The 14,472-nt window shown below is 72.9% G+C and carries 15 protein-coding genes; 12 read left to right on the plus strand and 3 right to left on the minus strand.

Translation table 11 applies throughout. The features are described 5' to 3' along the window. Positions 1-72: 72 nt before the first annotated feature. The gene (locus F4559_RS14765) at positions 73-753 is read left to right on the plus strand and encodes a response regulator (protein WP_184669218.1); all 681 of its coding nucleotides are present in this window, start codon (positions 73-75) and stop codon (positions 751-753) included. Next, positions 750-2,126, plus strand: a complete 1,377-nt coding sequence (locus tag F4559_RS14770; RefSeq protein WP_312865646.1) for a sensor histidine kinase — start codon at positions 750-752, stop codon at positions 2,124-2,126. Before F4559_RS14765 ends, F4559_RS14770 begins: the two co-directional genes overlap by 4 nt. A 3-nt stretch (positions 2,127-2,129) precedes the next feature. Here F4559_RS14770 and F4559_RS14775 read toward each other — a convergent pair whose 3' ends face one another. Next, positions 2,130-2,615, minus strand: a complete 486-nt coding sequence (locus F4559_RS14775; RefSeq protein ID WP_312865647.1) for a M15 family metallopeptidase — start codon at positions 2,613-2,615, stop codon at positions 2,130-2,132. 466 nt (positions 2,616-3,081) lie between these two features. Here F4559_RS14775 and F4559_RS35920 point away from each other — a divergent pair, with 466 nt between their 5' ends. From F4559_RS35920 to F4559_RS14785, 3 genes are read left to right on the plus strand one after another with little or no spacing between them, the layout of a single operon-like run. After that, complete coding sequence (locus tag F4559_RS35920; protein WP_281386312.1) at positions 3,082-3,204, plus strand: hypothetical protein; 123 nt, start codon at positions 3,082-3,084, stop codon at positions 3,202-3,204. A gap of 43 nt (positions 3,205-3,247) precedes the next feature. Next, positions 3,248-4,849 carry an RNA ligase family protein gene (locus tag F4559_RS36350; RefSeq protein WP_184669220.1) on the plus strand — a complete coding sequence of 534 codons (1,602 nt, stop codon included), beginning with the start codon at positions 3,248-3,250 and terminating at the stop codon, positions 4,847-4,849. Further along, on the plus strand, positions 4,836-7,322 hold the full coding sequence (locus F4559_RS14785) for an RNA repair domain-containing protein (RefSeq protein ID WP_184669221.1): 2,487 nt from the start codon (positions 4,836-4,838) through the stop codon (positions 7,320-7,322). Before F4559_RS36350 ends, F4559_RS14785 begins: the two co-directional genes overlap by 14 nt. 6 nt (positions 7,323-7,328) lie before the next feature. On the opposite strand, the gene F4559_RS14790 is transcribed toward F4559_RS14785, so the two are convergent. After that, a complete protein-coding gene (locus F4559_RS14790; protein WP_184669223.1) occupies positions 7,329-7,490 on the minus strand; it encodes a hypothetical protein in 162 nt (53 codons plus the stop codon). 319 nt (positions 7,491-7,809) lie between these two features. Here F4559_RS14790 and F4559_RS14795 point away from each other — a divergent pair, with 319 nt between their 5' ends. The 6 genes from F4559_RS14795 to F4559_RS14820 all read left to right on the plus strand — a co-directional run bounded on the left by F4559_RS14795 (position 7,810) and on the right by F4559_RS14820 (position 12,741). Then, complete coding sequence (locus F4559_RS14795; RefSeq protein WP_184669225.1) at positions 7,810-8,028, plus strand: hypothetical protein; 219 nt, start codon at positions 7,810-7,812, stop codon at positions 8,026-8,028. 28 nt (positions 8,029-8,056) lie between these two features. Continuing rightward, the gene (gene fxlM / locus F4559_RS14800; protein WP_184669227.1) at positions 8,057-9,277 is read left to right on the plus strand and encodes a methyltransferase, FxLD system; all 1,221 of its coding nucleotides are present in this window, start codon (positions 8,057-8,059) and stop codon (positions 9,275-9,277) included. Between the two features lie 252 nt (positions 9,278-9,529). Then, positions 9,530-9,874, plus strand: coding sequence for an MmcQ/YjbR family DNA-binding protein (locus F4559_RS14805; protein WP_184669228.1), 345 nt, complete (start codon positions 9,530-9,532; stop codon positions 9,872-9,874). A gap of 224 nt (positions 9,875-10,098) precedes the next feature. After that, entirely contained in the window at positions 10,099-10,266 is a 168-nt protein-coding gene (locus F4559_RS14810; RefSeq protein WP_184669230.1) for a lasso RiPP family leader peptide-containing protein, read from the plus strand. Between the two features lie 5 nt (positions 10,267-10,271). Further along, positions 10,272-12,038: an albusnodin/ikarugamycin family macrolactam cyclase gene (locus F4559_RS14815; protein ID WP_184669232.1), complete on the plus strand. Its 1,767-nt coding sequence runs from the start codon at positions 10,272-10,274 to the stop codon at positions 12,036-12,038. Positions 12,039-12,045: 7 nt separating this feature from the next. Beyond that, complete coding sequence (locus F4559_RS14820) at positions 12,046-12,741, plus strand: lasso peptide biosynthesis B2 protein (RefSeq protein WP_184669234.1); 696 nt, start codon at positions 12,046-12,048, stop codon at positions 12,739-12,741. Here the strand turns inward: F4559_RS14820 and F4559_RS35925 are convergent. Further along, positions 12,731-12,862 (minus strand): hypothetical protein, encoded by a 132-nt coding sequence (locus F4559_RS35925; RefSeq protein ID WP_281386313.1) that lies wholly within the window; start codon positions 12,860-12,862, stop codon positions 12,731-12,733. The genes F4559_RS14820 and F4559_RS35925 overlap by 11 nt on opposite strands. A 376-nt stretch (positions 12,863-13,238) precedes the next feature. On the opposite strand from F4559_RS35925, the gene F4559_RS14825 reads away from it, so the two are divergent. Continuing rightward, positions 13,239-14,441 carry an ROK family transcriptional regulator gene (locus F4559_RS14825; protein WP_184669236.1) on the plus strand — a complete coding sequence of 401 codons (1,203 nt, stop codon included), beginning with the start codon at positions 13,239-13,241 and terminating at the stop codon, positions 14,439-14,441. Positions 14,442-14,472: the final 31 nt, after the last annotated feature.

Here is a 14,472-nt window from a genome sequence, read left to right on the forward strand (position 1 = left end):
GGGACCCGCCGTTCGGCGTAATGGCTGGTATACCTGGACCGACTGCCGGGCTACCAGCGAGGAGCCACACCCGTGCCGCGGTTGCTGCTCGTCGAGGACGACGCGATGTTGGCCGAGGCGTTGTCCCGGGCGTTGCGTGGGCTCGGGCACGAGGTCTCGGTCGCCGAATCCGGGGAGCGGGCGCTGGAGTTCCTCACGCGCGGGACCGCGGACCTGGTGCTGCTGGACGTGATGCTGCCCGGCATCGACGGGTTCGAGGTGTGCCGGCGCGTGCGTGCCCGCGACGCCGTCCCGGTGATCCTGCTGACCGCGCGCGGCGACGCGGTGGACGTCGTGGTGGGCCTGGAGTGCGGCGCGGACGACTACGTGGTGAAACCGGTCGAACCCCGCGTGCTCGACGCGCGGGTGAAGGCGATCCTGCGCCGGGCCGCGCCCGCCGCGCCCCGGGCGGACGTGCGCACGATCGGCGACCTGGAGTTGGACACCGCCGCGATGACCGTCACCCGGGCCGGTGTCGAACTGCGGCTGACCGCCACCGAGATGCGGCTGTTGATCGAGTTCGCCGACCACCCCGGCCAGGTCCTGAGCCGGCAGACGTTGCTCAAGCGGGTGTGGGACTACGGGTTCGCGGGCGACTCGCGGCTGGTCGACGCGACCGTGGCCCGGCTGCGCGCGAAGATCGAGCCGGCACCGGCCGACCCGACCCTGTTGCTGACCGTGCGGGGGTTCGGCTACCGGCTGGTCGCGCCGTGACGCGGCTCGGCCTGCGGGGCGTGGTCGTGCTCACGGTCGTGCTGGTCACGGTCGTCACGACGGTCGCCATGGCCACGACGGCGTACCTGATCCAGGCCGGGGCCACCCGCACGCGGTTCGCCGAGTCCGCGCAGGCGTCGTTCGACTCCGACGCCCAGCAGGCGCACCAGTTCCTGGTGCGCAGCACGGAATTCAGGTCGGTGGTGGCGGGGGTCGCGGAGTACATGCGGGCCCGGCTCGGTCTCACGTGGACGATCGTGAACCGCACATCGACCTCGGGACCGCTGTCGGTGAAGTCCGACGGGACGTACCTGCCGGTGGCGGGTTCCGGCGATCCGCTCGCGGAGTCCCTCGTGGACGATCTGGAGTCGGGTTCCGTCCGGTACGAGGAGGATTCGCGGCTGGTGATCGTCGGCGAGGTCGAGCCGGGCGTGGTGCTCGCCGAGTTCTACAGCACGCGTGGCCTGGACCGGGAACTGGCCGCACTGCGCGGCGTGCTCGCCCTGGTGGCGGTGGCCATCGTCGTGCTGGGCAGCGTGTCGGGCTTGTTCGCCGCACGTGGCATCCGCCGTCGGGTGCGCACGGCCGCGCTCGCCGCCCGCCGCCTCGGCGACGGCGAGCTGGACACCCGGCTCCCGGTGGACGGCCGTGACGAACTGGCCGACCTGGCGGGCTCGTTCAACGCGATGGCCGAGCGGCTCGGCGAGTCGATCGAGCGGTTGCGCCTCAAGGACCGGCAGCAACGGCGGTTCGTCGCCGACGTGGCCCACGACCTGCGCACGCCGCTGGCGTCCCTGATCGCCGCCGCCGACGGCCTGCACAGCGACGACGAGGCGGACCGGACGAGGTCGGCGGAACTGCTCGGCTCCCAGACCCGGCGGCTGGGTGCCCTGGTCGAGGACCTGCTGGAGATCTCGCGGTTCGACGCGGGCGCGGCCGAGTTCCGACCCGAGGTCGTCGACCTCGAAGCGCTGGTGGCCGACGCGGTGGAGCTGAGCGCGCCGGACGTCGAGGTCCGGACGGAACGCGTCGGCGACGTGGCCGTGTTCGGCGATCCGCGCCGCCTGCACACCGTCGTGCGCAATCTCGTGACCAACGCCGTGCGGCACGGCGGCCCGCCGATCACCGTGACGATCGACGGCGGCGACCCGGACGAGGTGCGGGTGCGCGTCGCCGACAAGGGACCCGGCCTGGGTGACCTCGCACCGGTGGCGTTCGACCGGTTCGTCCGCGGCGACCGCTCCCGTCGGCATACGGAGGGCAGCGGGCTCGGTCTGGCGATCGCGCGTGAGAACGCCCTGCTGCACGGCGGAAGGCTCGAGGTGCACGACGAGGACGGTGCCGTGTTCACCCTGACCGTGCCGCGTGGGTAGGCGTCAGGCGGCGTCCCCGCGCTGCTCGGGGCACTGCCCACCCGGCGTGGTGAGCAGCTCGAAGTGCCACATCTCGTTGCTGTAGACCTGGCACAGCCCGTAGGCGGCACCGTGCCGGCCCATCCAGTCGGCCGCGTCGGTCGGTCCGATGTCCACGGCTTTGCCCGACACGTGTGCCGAGGTCTCGGGCGTGCTGACGAACCGCCGTGCCTCACGCAGGCTTCCGTAGTGCGAGACCGCCTGGTCCAACAGGAGCTGCTGGTACTCCTTGCTCCGCCACCCGGACGTGATGCCCACCTCGATCCCGGCCTGCTTCGCGTCGGCGGCGGCCCGGCGCACGGCCGCGAGCAGCACGGGGTCCATCCGCCGGATCGCGGGGTGGTCGGCGTGCGGGGAGATCCGCTCGCCCTCGGCGATGCTCCCGTCCTCCTCGGTGCGACCTGCCTGGCCGCAGGCGGTCAGCACTACGACGAGTGCACTGGCGATCACGGTCGGAACCCGGCGGCGCATCGTTCCCCCACTGGTGGATTTCGGAGCTGGACGTCTCCGACGTTCCCTGTGGGATGTCCGTGTGGTGTGCGTCCTTTGTGCGCGTTGTGTGACAGTGGATCGTCGTCCGTGACTGCCCGGAAGAATCGCCCGCTTGGGGAGCGATCGGCGTGGACAGGACGGCTCCGGCCTGGCCGGTGCGAGTGGGAGCCGGGCTGGTGGTGGCGCTCGCCCCGGTGCGGTCGGCTTCGGCGTGATGGCTGTTCGGACCTCCCGACCCGCACCTTGGCAGGCTCGTGGCCCTGGGGTACTTGGTGTTCTCGGCCCCGGGTCAGGTGTTGAACGTGGTCGGCGTGCTGCTGCCGCGGTCGGTGGTGCGAAAGCGGAGGTACTCCACCGACGTGTGGGCGGCGGTGGTCTGCGGGGGGTCTTCCTCGTGTGGCACGTTTGTGCGCTTGCCGTGTTGGTGCGCCCGCCGGTTTCGGCCGACGAGTGGCTCTTCCACTTCAACGGCTCGGTGCCGGGTTCGCTCGTCTACCACGCCATCGCGGCGGCGGTGTTGTCGGTGGGCGGGGTCCGCGCGGCCTGAAATGGGATCGTCGCTGGACCGTGCGGTTGCCTAAGGTTCGGGCGTGGAACGGATCTCCTACCCGCGCACGCCGCACCTCCCGTGGTCGCCCGGCGTGTCCCGCGACGACGTGCGGGTGGCCGACCTCGGCGCGTGGGCCGGTGGGGAGGTCGTGGTCACCGAGAAGCTCGACGGCGAGAACACCACGCTCTACCGGGACGGGTCGCACGCGCGGTCGTTGGACTCCGGGCACCACCCTTCCCGGTCGTGGGTGAAGGCGCTTCAAGGGCGGGTCGGGGGTTTCATCCCGGTCGGGTGGCGGGTGTGCGGGGAGAATCTCTACGCGCGGCATTCGTTGGCGTATCAAGAGCTTGACGGCTACTTCTACGGGTTCTCGGTCTGGGACGGGGACGAGTGCCTCGACTGGGACTCCACGGTCGGGTTCCTGCGCGGCCTCGGGATACCGGTTCCGACCGTGTTGTGGCGTGGTGTGTTCGACGAGAAAATGTTGCGGCGCTTGAAGGTCGACACGCTCGTGAGCGAGGGTTACGTCGTGCGGCCCGCCGCCGGGTTCGGGCTGGGGGACTTCGGGCGCACCGTGGCCAAGTGGGTGCGGCCCGCGCACGTGCGGACCTCGACGCACTGGATGTCGGCGCCGGTCGTGCCCAACGGGCTCGGGCCAGGCGCACGCTACTGGGACATCCGTTCCGGTGCGGGGTTCGAGCTGCCCGACGGTGATCAGGCAGCGGCGGAGAAGGTCGCCGACGAGCTGCGGCCGGGTGAGGGGCGGTTGGTGGGCGTACTCGCCGCCGCCTACCATCGGCGGCCCCGAGGGCGGGTCGTGCTCGACCTCGTCGACCGGGTCGGGATGGGTACCGCGCGCCGGGTCGGGGACGTGGTGGGGTTGCACCGCCTGCTGCACCACGACTTCCCGGAGGACCAGCGGCGGTCCGGGCTGCTCCGGTTCGCCACGGCCGTGGACCTCGGCGTCCTGCACGCCGTCGCCGGTGCGGTCGCGACCGGTGGTGCGCGGGACCAGGTCGCCTGGTCGGCCCTGCACGCCGAGGACCTGCCGCGGTGGCCGGAGTTCGCCGGGTCGGCCCGGCGGCTCGCCGAAGCGCGTGACCTCGTCATCCGGGACGGGCGGGCGTTCGGACCCGAGGAGGCGGACGCGGCGACCTGGCGGTGGAGGGATCGGGACTGCCCGGAGTTCTTCCACCTCGTGGGCATCTCGGGCAGCGGCAAGTCGACGTTCGCCGCGAAGTCCGATGTGGATGAAGTGGTCTCGATGGACGACCTGCGCGCCGACGCCGGGGATCGGGCGGACCAGCGGTCGAACGCGCGGGTGCTGGGCGTGGCGCTGGACCGGCTCGGCGCGGCGTTGCGGCACGGGCGCAGCGCGTTGTGGGACGCGACGTCCATCACGGCCCGTCAACGGGACGCCGTGCAGGCCGTCGCACGGCGGCACGACGCGACGCGCACCTACGTGGTCGTGCTCGCCTCCGAAGCGGAGATCCGCCGGCGCAACGCGAACCGGGCGGACCCCGTCCCGGACCACGTGCTCTCCGCCCAGATCCGGCGGTTCGACCCGCCCTACGCGTGGCAGGCGCACCGCATCCGGTACGTCGACGCGACGGGGACGGTGGTGGCCGATGCGCACCAGTGAGCAGGTCTACCACCAGGTCCGGTGGGACTCCCGGCTCGACCCGGCGCGGTTCGTGGTCGGGGTGGCGCAGCGCGGTCGGGAGCCCAAACGCGTCCCGTTCGCCGCGTTCATGCCCGGCGGCGACGTGCCGTGGCACCGGGTGCTGTTCCTGGAGGCCGACGGCGAGGTGGTGTGGGACCGGGCGGCCGGGATCGACCGGGTCGCGGAGTCCGGTGCCGGGCGGGTCCGTCGGGGACGGCGGTTGCGGGCGCCGTTCACGCCCGCCGAGCCGCACGGGCACGCGGCCGGCGGCACGGGCCTGCGGGTGCTGACCTGGAACACGCTGTGGGACCGGTTCGACCGCGAACTGATCCACACGGCCCGTCGCCGTCCGCTGCTGCTGGACCTGATCGCCGCGGCCGACGCCGACGTGATCGCGCTCCAGGAGGTCGAACGCGACCTGCTCGCCGCGCTGACCCGCCACCTGCCCGGCTACGCGCTCGACGCCGATCCGGCGCGGGTCGAGGACACCGGGCTGGTGCTGCTCAGCCGCCTGCCCGTGCTGGAGTCGGCACGGCTGGACCTCGGGCCGCACAAGGCCGTGCACGCGATCGTGGTCGACGCGGGTGACCCCGTGACGGTCGCGGTCACGCATCTGACCAGCGACCACACCGCCGGTGGCGCCGCGATCCGCACCGCGCAGCTCGCCGTGATCGCCGAGGCGTTGGCGCCCGTCGAGGGCGACGTGGTGCTGGTGGGCGACTTCAACCACGGCGGCACGCTGCCGGTGCTGGGCATGCGCGACGCGTGGACCGAACTCCACGACGACGACGCGCCGACGTTCGACCCGGTGGGCAACCCGCTCGCGGCCGTGTCGTCGTTGTCCGGCCGCTCGGCGCGGCTGGACCGGGTGTTCGTGCGCGGCACGGCCGCCGTGCTGCGCGCCGACCTCGTCGGTACCCGGCCGGTCGACGGGCTGTTCGCCTCCGACCACTACGGCGTCGTGGTCGACCTCGGCCCGCGCCCCGCCGAATCCGACGTGCTCGACGTGCCGCCGACGCCGCGCACCGCGGTCGTGTGGCTGCCCGGACCGTGGCCGGAGGTCGACGCGGTGCGCGAGTCCACGCGGTGGCCGCCGCACGTGACGTTGCTGTTCGGGTTCGTGCCCGAGTCCGACTTCGACCGGGCCGTGCCGCTGGTCGCGGACGCGGTCGAGGAGATCGCGCCCTTCCCGGTCCGGGTCGAGGGCGTCGGGACGTTCGGCGACGTGGTGTGGCTGGACCCGGCCGCGCGGCCCGCGCCGTGGGCCGAGTTGCACGCCGCGCTGCTGCGCCGCTTCCCGGCCTGCCGTGCCCGGTTCACCCCGCACCTGACCGTGGGCACGACCGAACGCGCCGCCGCGCGCATCCCCGGCCGGGACTTCGGGGTGGGCGAGGTGGTCGTGCTGTCGCGGCGCGGCGACGGTCCGATGCTGCCGCGTGCGGTCGTGGGCCTGGGCACGGGCGAGGTGCGCTGGATCGAGGAGCCACCGACGCCGCCCGGACCGGACCTGGACGCCGTGGCCGACCGGGTGGTGGCCGCGCTGCCCGGCGTCCACGTGGTCGGCTCGCGGGCGATCGGCGGTCACCTGCCCGACGCCGACCTCGACCTCGTCGCACCCGACCCGCCGCTGGACCGGGTGCGCGCCCTGGGCGTCGAGCCGGTGCCGGTCGTGGGCGCCCGCACGCCGGGGTACCGGTTCGCCGTGTCCGGGCTGTCCGTGGACCTGCTCGCCTCCGACGACGACATCGCGACCGGTGCGATCACGGACGCGGCGGCGGTGCGCGCGGCGGTGGGGGAGCGGCACGCGTCGTTCGTGCGGGTCGTGCGCGTGGTCAAGGCGTGGGCACGGGCGCGTGGAGTGGACTCGGCGCCGTTCGGCGGGCTGCCGGGGTTGGCGTGGTCGGTGCTGGCCGCGCGGGCGGTGTGCGCGGGGACGGAGTTCTTCGCGACGTGGGCGGCGTGGGACTGGCATGACCCGGTGGCGTTGCACGGGCAGCCCGCGCGGACGGGCGAGGCGGTGACCGTGCTGACGCCCACCGCGCCGATCCGGTCGTGCACCGGGCAGGTGACGCCCGGCTTCCGGGACCTGCTGACCCGCGAGCTGTTCCGGGCGTGGGAGATCGTGGAGTCGGGCGACCTCGGCACGCTGTGCGCGCCGCCGGACGGCCACCGCGTCCACGCGGCGTGGGCCGTGGTCACGACTCCGGTGGAAAGGGTCGGCCTGGTGCGCGGGCGCATGCGGGCGTTGCTCGGGGCGCTGGAGCCGCACGTGGCCGAGCCGCACGCGTGGCCCAGGCCGATCGCGCACGACCCGGTGCGGTTCGCCGTCGGGCTCGGGCCGACGCCGCCCTCGCCCGCGACGCTGGCCGACCTCGTGGCCCCGTGGGTGGCCGGACTGCCCGACGTCGAGGTCGCCTGGACGGGCAACGGGTCGGTGCCGACGCTGCGCTGAGTCCGCTCAGCGCGCGGCGGGGCGCGTGGGGCAGGCCGGTCGGTAGGTGCCGCAGTGCACGCGGCACGTGCGGCCGTCGCCCAGATCGACCTCGACGGTGGGCACGTCGCAGCCGTCGGGGCACAGCGTGACGGTGCCCGTGGGGTTGGTGATGCGGGCGTAGCTCATGGTCACCTCACCGTGGTCCGGGTCACCCAGCCTGCATGGGTTCGGGTGTCCTGGCGGTCGACTGCGGTGGCAGGTCGGTTGTGGCGGTCGACCGCCCGGCATGTCGGGCCTCGCTTGAGGCACGAGAAGATCGGACCGGGACCGATTTCCCGATGAGGCGTGCCGTGTTTCGCATGCCTGGTGTCGCCCGCTGTCATGGCGTGGGAGCCCAGTCCCAGGGACGACCTACTCGGACGCGCAGGCAATCGACCCTCAATCGGGCTTCGTCGCGGACCGTGGGGTGTTCGGTGGCGAGTTGGGCGAGAGATAGCGGGTCGGGGTGCTGCACACTGCGTGGCGCGCGGGCGAGCACGACGAGCGGGTGCGAGATCGTCTTCCCCGGCTCCGCGACACGCTCGCCGACCGGCTGCGCCACGACCGACACCCTGCCCGCGGACTCCTGGCGGGAGAACCCGGTGCGCGGTTGGCGCTGCGCGCCGCCATCACCGACACCCCGCCCGGCACCCGCTGGGACGCCTGCCTGCTGCTCGACGACTGACCACGCACCACCACATCGAAAGGACACGATGGACACCGCCACCTCACCGGAGGCACGACGCGCCGACATGGTCGCCAAGGTCCGCAAAGCGGGTTACGCCCGACGCGCGGAGGTCGAACGGGTCCTGCTCGACACCCCGCGCCACGAGTTCGTGCCCGAGGCCGACCTCGACGCCGCCTACAACCCCTGGCAGGCGGTGATCACCCACCGGTTCTCCGACGGCCGGTCGCTGTCCTGCGCCTCCGCACCGTTCGTCGTGGCGATGATGCTCGACCAACTCCCCGTGAACCCCGGCGACACCGTCCTGGAGATCGGCGCCGGCACCGGCTACAACGCCTCCCTGCTCGCCCGCCTGACCGGCCGCGCGGACCTGGTCACCACGATCGACATCGACCCCGACGTCACCGACCAGGCCGTCCGCAACCTGACCGCCGCCGGACACGGCGACGCGCACGTGGTCACCGGCGACGGCACCGCGGGCCACGCCGACCGCGCCCCCTACGACCGGCTCATCGCCACCGTCTCCCCCTGGGACATCCCCGACCGGTGGTGGCGCCAACTCGCACCCGAGGCCCGACTGGTCGCCCCGCTGCGCTGGCGCGGCCAGTCCCGCGGCGTCGGACTGCGCCACGTCGACGGACGCCTGGTGTCCGACTCGATGCACCTGAGCGGCTTCGTGTACCTGGTCACCGAGGACGAGGGCGAACGCGGCGCCCCCATCACCCCGGACGGGACGGTCAAGCTCCACTGGGACGCCGACCAGGCCGTCGACCCCGACCTGCTCCACGGCGTCCTCGACCTTCCCCGCGCCATCGCCTGGTCCGACAGCACGATCGCCGGCGACGAACCCCACGACGGGATCTGGCTGCGCCTGACCGTCACCGAACCCCGCGTGTGCCGAATCGACGCGCACCCCGACGTCGCATCCGAGGTGTGCGACCCGATCCAACGCTTCCGCGCCCCGGCCCTGGTCGACGGGCAATCCCTGGCCTACCTCACGTCCCGCCGCCGGGAGGAAGGCGACGACGTCCGCTGGGAACTCGGCGCGATCGCCCACGGCCCCGACGCCGCCGAACTCGCCGGACGTCTGTGCGCCGAAGTCCGGGATTGGTCGGCCGAACGGGACGCTCGCAAGCCGACGCTTCTGATCTACCCTGCAGGCACGCCAGACGGCGACCTGGCCGACGGCACCGTCATCGACAAGACACACAGTCGGTTCGTACTGACCTACGACTACGTACCGGCCTGACGTCGACCGGACTTGCCGTCCTGTCCGCTGCCGGGTACAGGGCACAGGGGAGTCCGCCTGGTCGCGATGATCGTGTGTTTCGATCATGGAAACCGGACGTCGCGGCCGGCAGCGCGGTTCCGAGCCGATCGACCGTGTGCGTTCCCTCGACAGCCCACGTCGCCGAACGTGTCGACCGTGCGCCGAGCAGGCGCGTGGGGCGGACCTGTCGGACCCCGTTCCTATACTCCGTGCGGATTCGAGGGGGTTGTGATGACGGACGGGTTCTTCGCGCTCGTGGACGCCTTGCCTGAGGTCGAGCGGTCCGAGGCGCGGGACTACAGCGCGTTCAGCGTGCGTGGCCGGCGGTTCGGCTACCACTGGCCGCGCACTCGCACGGCCGGGCTCAAGCAGACGCTGTCCGAGCAGCGGGCCCTGGTGGCGGAACGGCCGGACGTGTTCGAGGAGCAGTTCACCGCCGGCGGGTTCGGCTGGGTGGTCGTGAAGCTCGACGAGGTGGACGCGGGGGAACTGGCCGAGTTGGTCTTCGAGGCGTGGCGGCTGTCCGCGCCCGAGGATCTGATCGGATCGGCCGACGATCCGGCACGCGGGCGTTGAATCCGAAGGCCGGCGGACCGGTGTTCCGGGGCCTTCGGCCGGCGCGCGCGGCGGGGTGGTCGGAAAGCCGTTTGTTTTCAACACGACGCCTCGTGTCCGGCAATGGCGGGAGTTCAATCGGATGCGGGCCGGGCTTCGAATAACCCCTACGCGGTTTTCCGGTCGAACGCTGCTAAGGTTGCGTTGCGGTTCGGGGTTTTCCGAAGTTCACCCAGGGAGTGGTCATGTCCGTGGATGCCTCGCGTCCGTCCGAAGTGCGCGCGTCCGATGCGGAACAGGTCGAGGTCGACTACGAGCCGCCGGTGTTCGTCGAGTTGGGCGGCGTCCGCGATGTCGTGCTCGGCAATTCGTCCAGCGGTAACGCGGACGCGAATTCGCAGTACTACTGGTAGGTCGCGTGTCCTTCGTCGGAGTGTTCCCGCCCGCGGCGGACCGGGTGCCCGCACGCCTGGTGCCGGTGTGGTCCGACCGGCCGGGGCTGTGGCTCGCGGACGGGTGGCACCCGGGCGAGGTGCGCACGGCCCGGCACCGGGACGCCGGTCTGCTCGTGCTCGGCCAGTGCTTCGCCGACGACGCGCGCCTGCTCGCCGACCTGCGGCGGGCGGTGGACGAGGACCGGCCGGGGTCGCTGACGCGCTGGCCGGGGTGCCACACGGTGGTGGTCGTGCGCGACTCGGGCGTGACCGTGCTGGTGGACCAGGCCGGGCAGTACCCGGTCTTCCACCGGACCGGCGGCGGTCGGGTGGTGTTCGGCTCGCACGGGGCGACCACGGCGGCCGTGGCCGGCCTGCCCGCCACCCCGGACCGGTCGACGCTGCTCGCGGGCGTGTTCTGCCCGGACGTGCCCGCGCTGGTCGGCGACCGTTCGGTGCTCGTGGGCGTGCGCCGGCTCGGTGGCGGCGGTGTGCTGACCGTCGACCGGTCCGGCACGCGCACGGCCGCGACCGACCCGGTGCCGGACCGGTCGACGACGTTCGCCGACGGCGTCGACGAGCTGCGGGCCGCGTTGGACGCCGCCGTCGCGGCCCGGCTCGCGGACGGCCGTACGGTCACGGCCGACTTCAGCGGCGGCATGGACTCCACGTCGCTGGCGTTCCTGGCCGCACGTCACGCACCCGGGCTGAGGCTGTTCGCCTACCACCACCCGGACGCGCCCGCGCACGACCTGGAGCACGCCCGCCGGTACGCGGGAGACCTGCGGCTGGAGATCGTCACCGGCACCCGGGAAACGCTGTCCTACCAGGGACTTTTCGACGTCGCGGCGGGCGATGAGCCGGACCCGGCCGCCGTGGCGTCGGCCCGTGCGGCGTTGCGGCTGGGCCGGATCGGCGCGGGCGGCCTGCACCTGGGCGGCGAGGGCGCGGACGCGTTGCTCGTGCCGCCGCCGTCGTACCTGGGCGACCTGGCCCGGCACGGCTGGTGGCGCGGACTGGCCCGCGACGTGTTCGCCGCGAGCCGGGCCCGCAACCTGTCGCCGACGACCGTGTTCCGGCGGTCCCTCACGGCGGCCGGCACGTCGACGTCGCGGGCGTTGCGCGGGCTCAAGACCCGCCTCGAACACCCCCGGCCGCACGTCGTCCAGTGGCTTGATGCCATCTCGCGCTGGCCCGGACCCGGTGCCGCCGCGCTGTGGCTGACCCCGCGCGCCCGTCGTGAACTGGCCGGACTCGCCGACGAGGCGGCCCGCGATCGGGCCCGCCACCCGGTCGGCGACATGGCCGACCACACGGCGCTGCACGACCTGCGCACGGCCGGTGCCGTGCAACGCCGCCTCGTGGAGACCGCACGACCGTACGGGGTGTGGCCGCACGCGCCGTTCCTGGACGCCGACGTGATCCGGGCGTGCACGCGGGTGGCCGCGCACCTGAAGGTGTCCGTCGAGACCCGCAAGCCCCTGCTGCGCGCGGCGATGGCCGACCGGGTGCCCGACGCGGTGTTCACCCGCCGGGACAAGGGCGACTACACCGGCGAGGACTACCTGGGCCTGCGGGTCCACGCGTCGACCCTGGTCCGGGAGTTGCGCCGGTCCGCCGTCGCCGACCTGGACCTGGTCGACCCGGCCGCGGTGATCGAGGCGGTCGACCGGGCGGGTACGGGCGCGCCCGTGCCGTTCCCGGTGCTCAACCGGCTGCTCGGCGTCGAAGTCTGGCTGCGGGGGAGGTGAGCGGGTCGTGACGGCGTTGCGGCTGCCCGGACACGTCCACGCGGCGGCGACCGCGCGGGGCGGCGGCGTGCTGCTCGACCGCAACTCCGGACGGTGCTACGCGCTCAACGCCACGGCGTTCGCCCTGCTGAGCGAGTGGGACCGGTCCGGCGATTTCGCCGCCGGGCTGCGGCGGGTGGCCGCGCGCGACCCCGCGTACCGGGGCGAGCGGTTCGCCCGTGACTCGCGCACGCTGGCCGATCGCCTGGTGGCGGCCGGGCTGCTGACGTCCTCGCCGGTGCCCGAGGCGCCGGTGCCCGAGGCGGCGTTCGAACCGTCGGACGCGGGGGAGTCCGGGCGCTTCGCGGCGGTGGCCGTGCTGGTGGCGTCGGTGCTGGTCAGGCTGCCGTTCCGGGTCACCGCGGCGGTGCTGGAGTTCTCGCGCCGGCACTGGTGCCGGGCCGGTGCGACCCGGGAGCAGGTGCTGGCCGTGATCCTGTCGGCCGACGCGGGCACCCGGCTGCACCCGGGTCGGGTCGCGTGCCTGGAGTTGTCGTTGGGAGCCGTCCTGGCGTTGGCGTTGCGCCGGCGCTACGCGGCGCTGGTGATCGGGGCGGCCGGTGACCCGTGCCGCTTCCACGCCTGGGTCCGGGCCCAGGACGGCCCCTTGAACTACCCGCCGGAAACCGACCTCGACGATTTCCGGCCGGTGTTCACGGTATGACCGGCAGCGTCGCACCCGACACGAGCAGCCACACCAGGATCAGCACGACCACGACGGTTTTGACGTGTGCCGGGGTCAGCATGCCCGTGCAGGACACTTCCCAGCGGTAGTTGACGTTCACGGCGGTCCGCTCCGGTTTTTGTCGACGGCGGGGGTACGCCTCCGAGTCTGCGCCCCGCCGGCGACGCCATCAACCGACGTCCACGCCGTATTCGAGGTGTTTTCGGAATTTGTGCGGCCGATCGTTCAACCTGACTTCCGCCTGGTGCGACCAGTGAACGCGGCGGCGTCGGCCGTCACTCTTTCCGGTTTCTATTTCAACAGACCCGGGAAGTGTCGACGGGTGCTCACGACCTCGGGCGTGCCGCGTTCGCGAATGAAAGTAATCTTGGAATTCCCGTGTCGACGACGCCCGGGTGGAGCAGCGGACAAGGGTCTTCAATTGGAAGATCATCGTGTTAGCCTGGCCACTTCCTTCGTGCGGAGGTGGTGGCGCGGTGATCGACGCACGGGATCTGCTGGTACCGGCTTCGGGTGCGCGGGACGCCAATCGCAAGCGCATGATCATCGAGATCATGGTCAAGGCCGACCGGCAGTCCCGGATCGCGCGCCGCAGCGGCCTGTCCCAGGCGTCGGTGTCCACGGCCGTGCAGGAACTCGTCGACCAGGGCGTGCTCGAACACGACCGCGGCCGGGGACGCGGCGGCCTGGTCCGCCTCACGCCCGTGCGCGGTGTCGCGGTCGGCGTCGACATCAGCCACGAACACGTCGTGGTCGTCGCCCGCCGCGTCGACCAGGGCCACGACCACGTCACCGTCCAACAGCGCCCGGACGGCGCCAACCACGGGCTGTCCCGGCTGCTGCCGCAGATCAAGACCATGCTCGCCGAGGTCGTCGAGGAGACCGGGCAGACGCTGGACGACGTCGTGTCGGCGGGCCTGGCCGTGCCGCGCATGATCGACCCGCGCACCGGCCGGTTCGCCACGCCCGTGCTGCTGCCGTGGCACGAGGACGACGAGCCCGCCGAGGACATCGGCCGGTTCCTGGGCCTGCGGGTCGCCGTCGACAACGATGCCAACCTCGGTGCCATGGCCGAGCAGATCTACGGCATGGACGAACCCGCCGAGACCGTCGTGTACGTGAAGGCCACGACCGGTGTCGGCGTCGGGATCATGATCGGCGACCTGCTCTACCGGGGGCACCGGGGCATGGCCGGGGAGATCGGCCACCTGACGATCGACCGGGACGGCGACGTGTGCGAGTGCGGCGGCCGTGGCTGCCTGGACACGATCGTGGGCGCCGCCGCGCTGGTCGCCGAGGTGCGCACGTCGCACCGGGGCAGCGGCACCACCGACCTCCCGGTCACGCTGCGGTCGGTGATCGAGAAGGCGCACGCCCGCGACGCGGTGTGCCTGCGGGTATTACGCGACGCGGGGCGTGCGCTCGGCTTCGCCCTGGCCCAGCTGTGCAACCTGGTGAACCCGCGACTGGTCGTGCTCGGCGGTGAGCTGGCGGGCGGACGCGACCTCGTACTGGAGCCGTGCGGGCAGGAACTCCAGCGGTACGCGCTGGCCGGCGCCGTCGACCCGCGCGAGGGCTTCGTGTTGCGGACGAGCCAACTGGGCCACAACACCGAGGCTCAGGGCGCGCTGATCCTTGGGCTGCGGTCACGCCAGTTCGACGAGGGCTCCCCGGATTAGAGCCGACCGGAGTAGAGCCGACCGACCGGAA

The sequence above is a fragment of the Saccharothrix violaceirubra genome (assembly GCF_014203755.1).
Classification (GTDB): Bacteria; Actinomycetota; Actinomycetes; order Mycobacteriales; family Pseudonocardiaceae; genus Actinosynnema; species Actinosynnema violaceirubrum.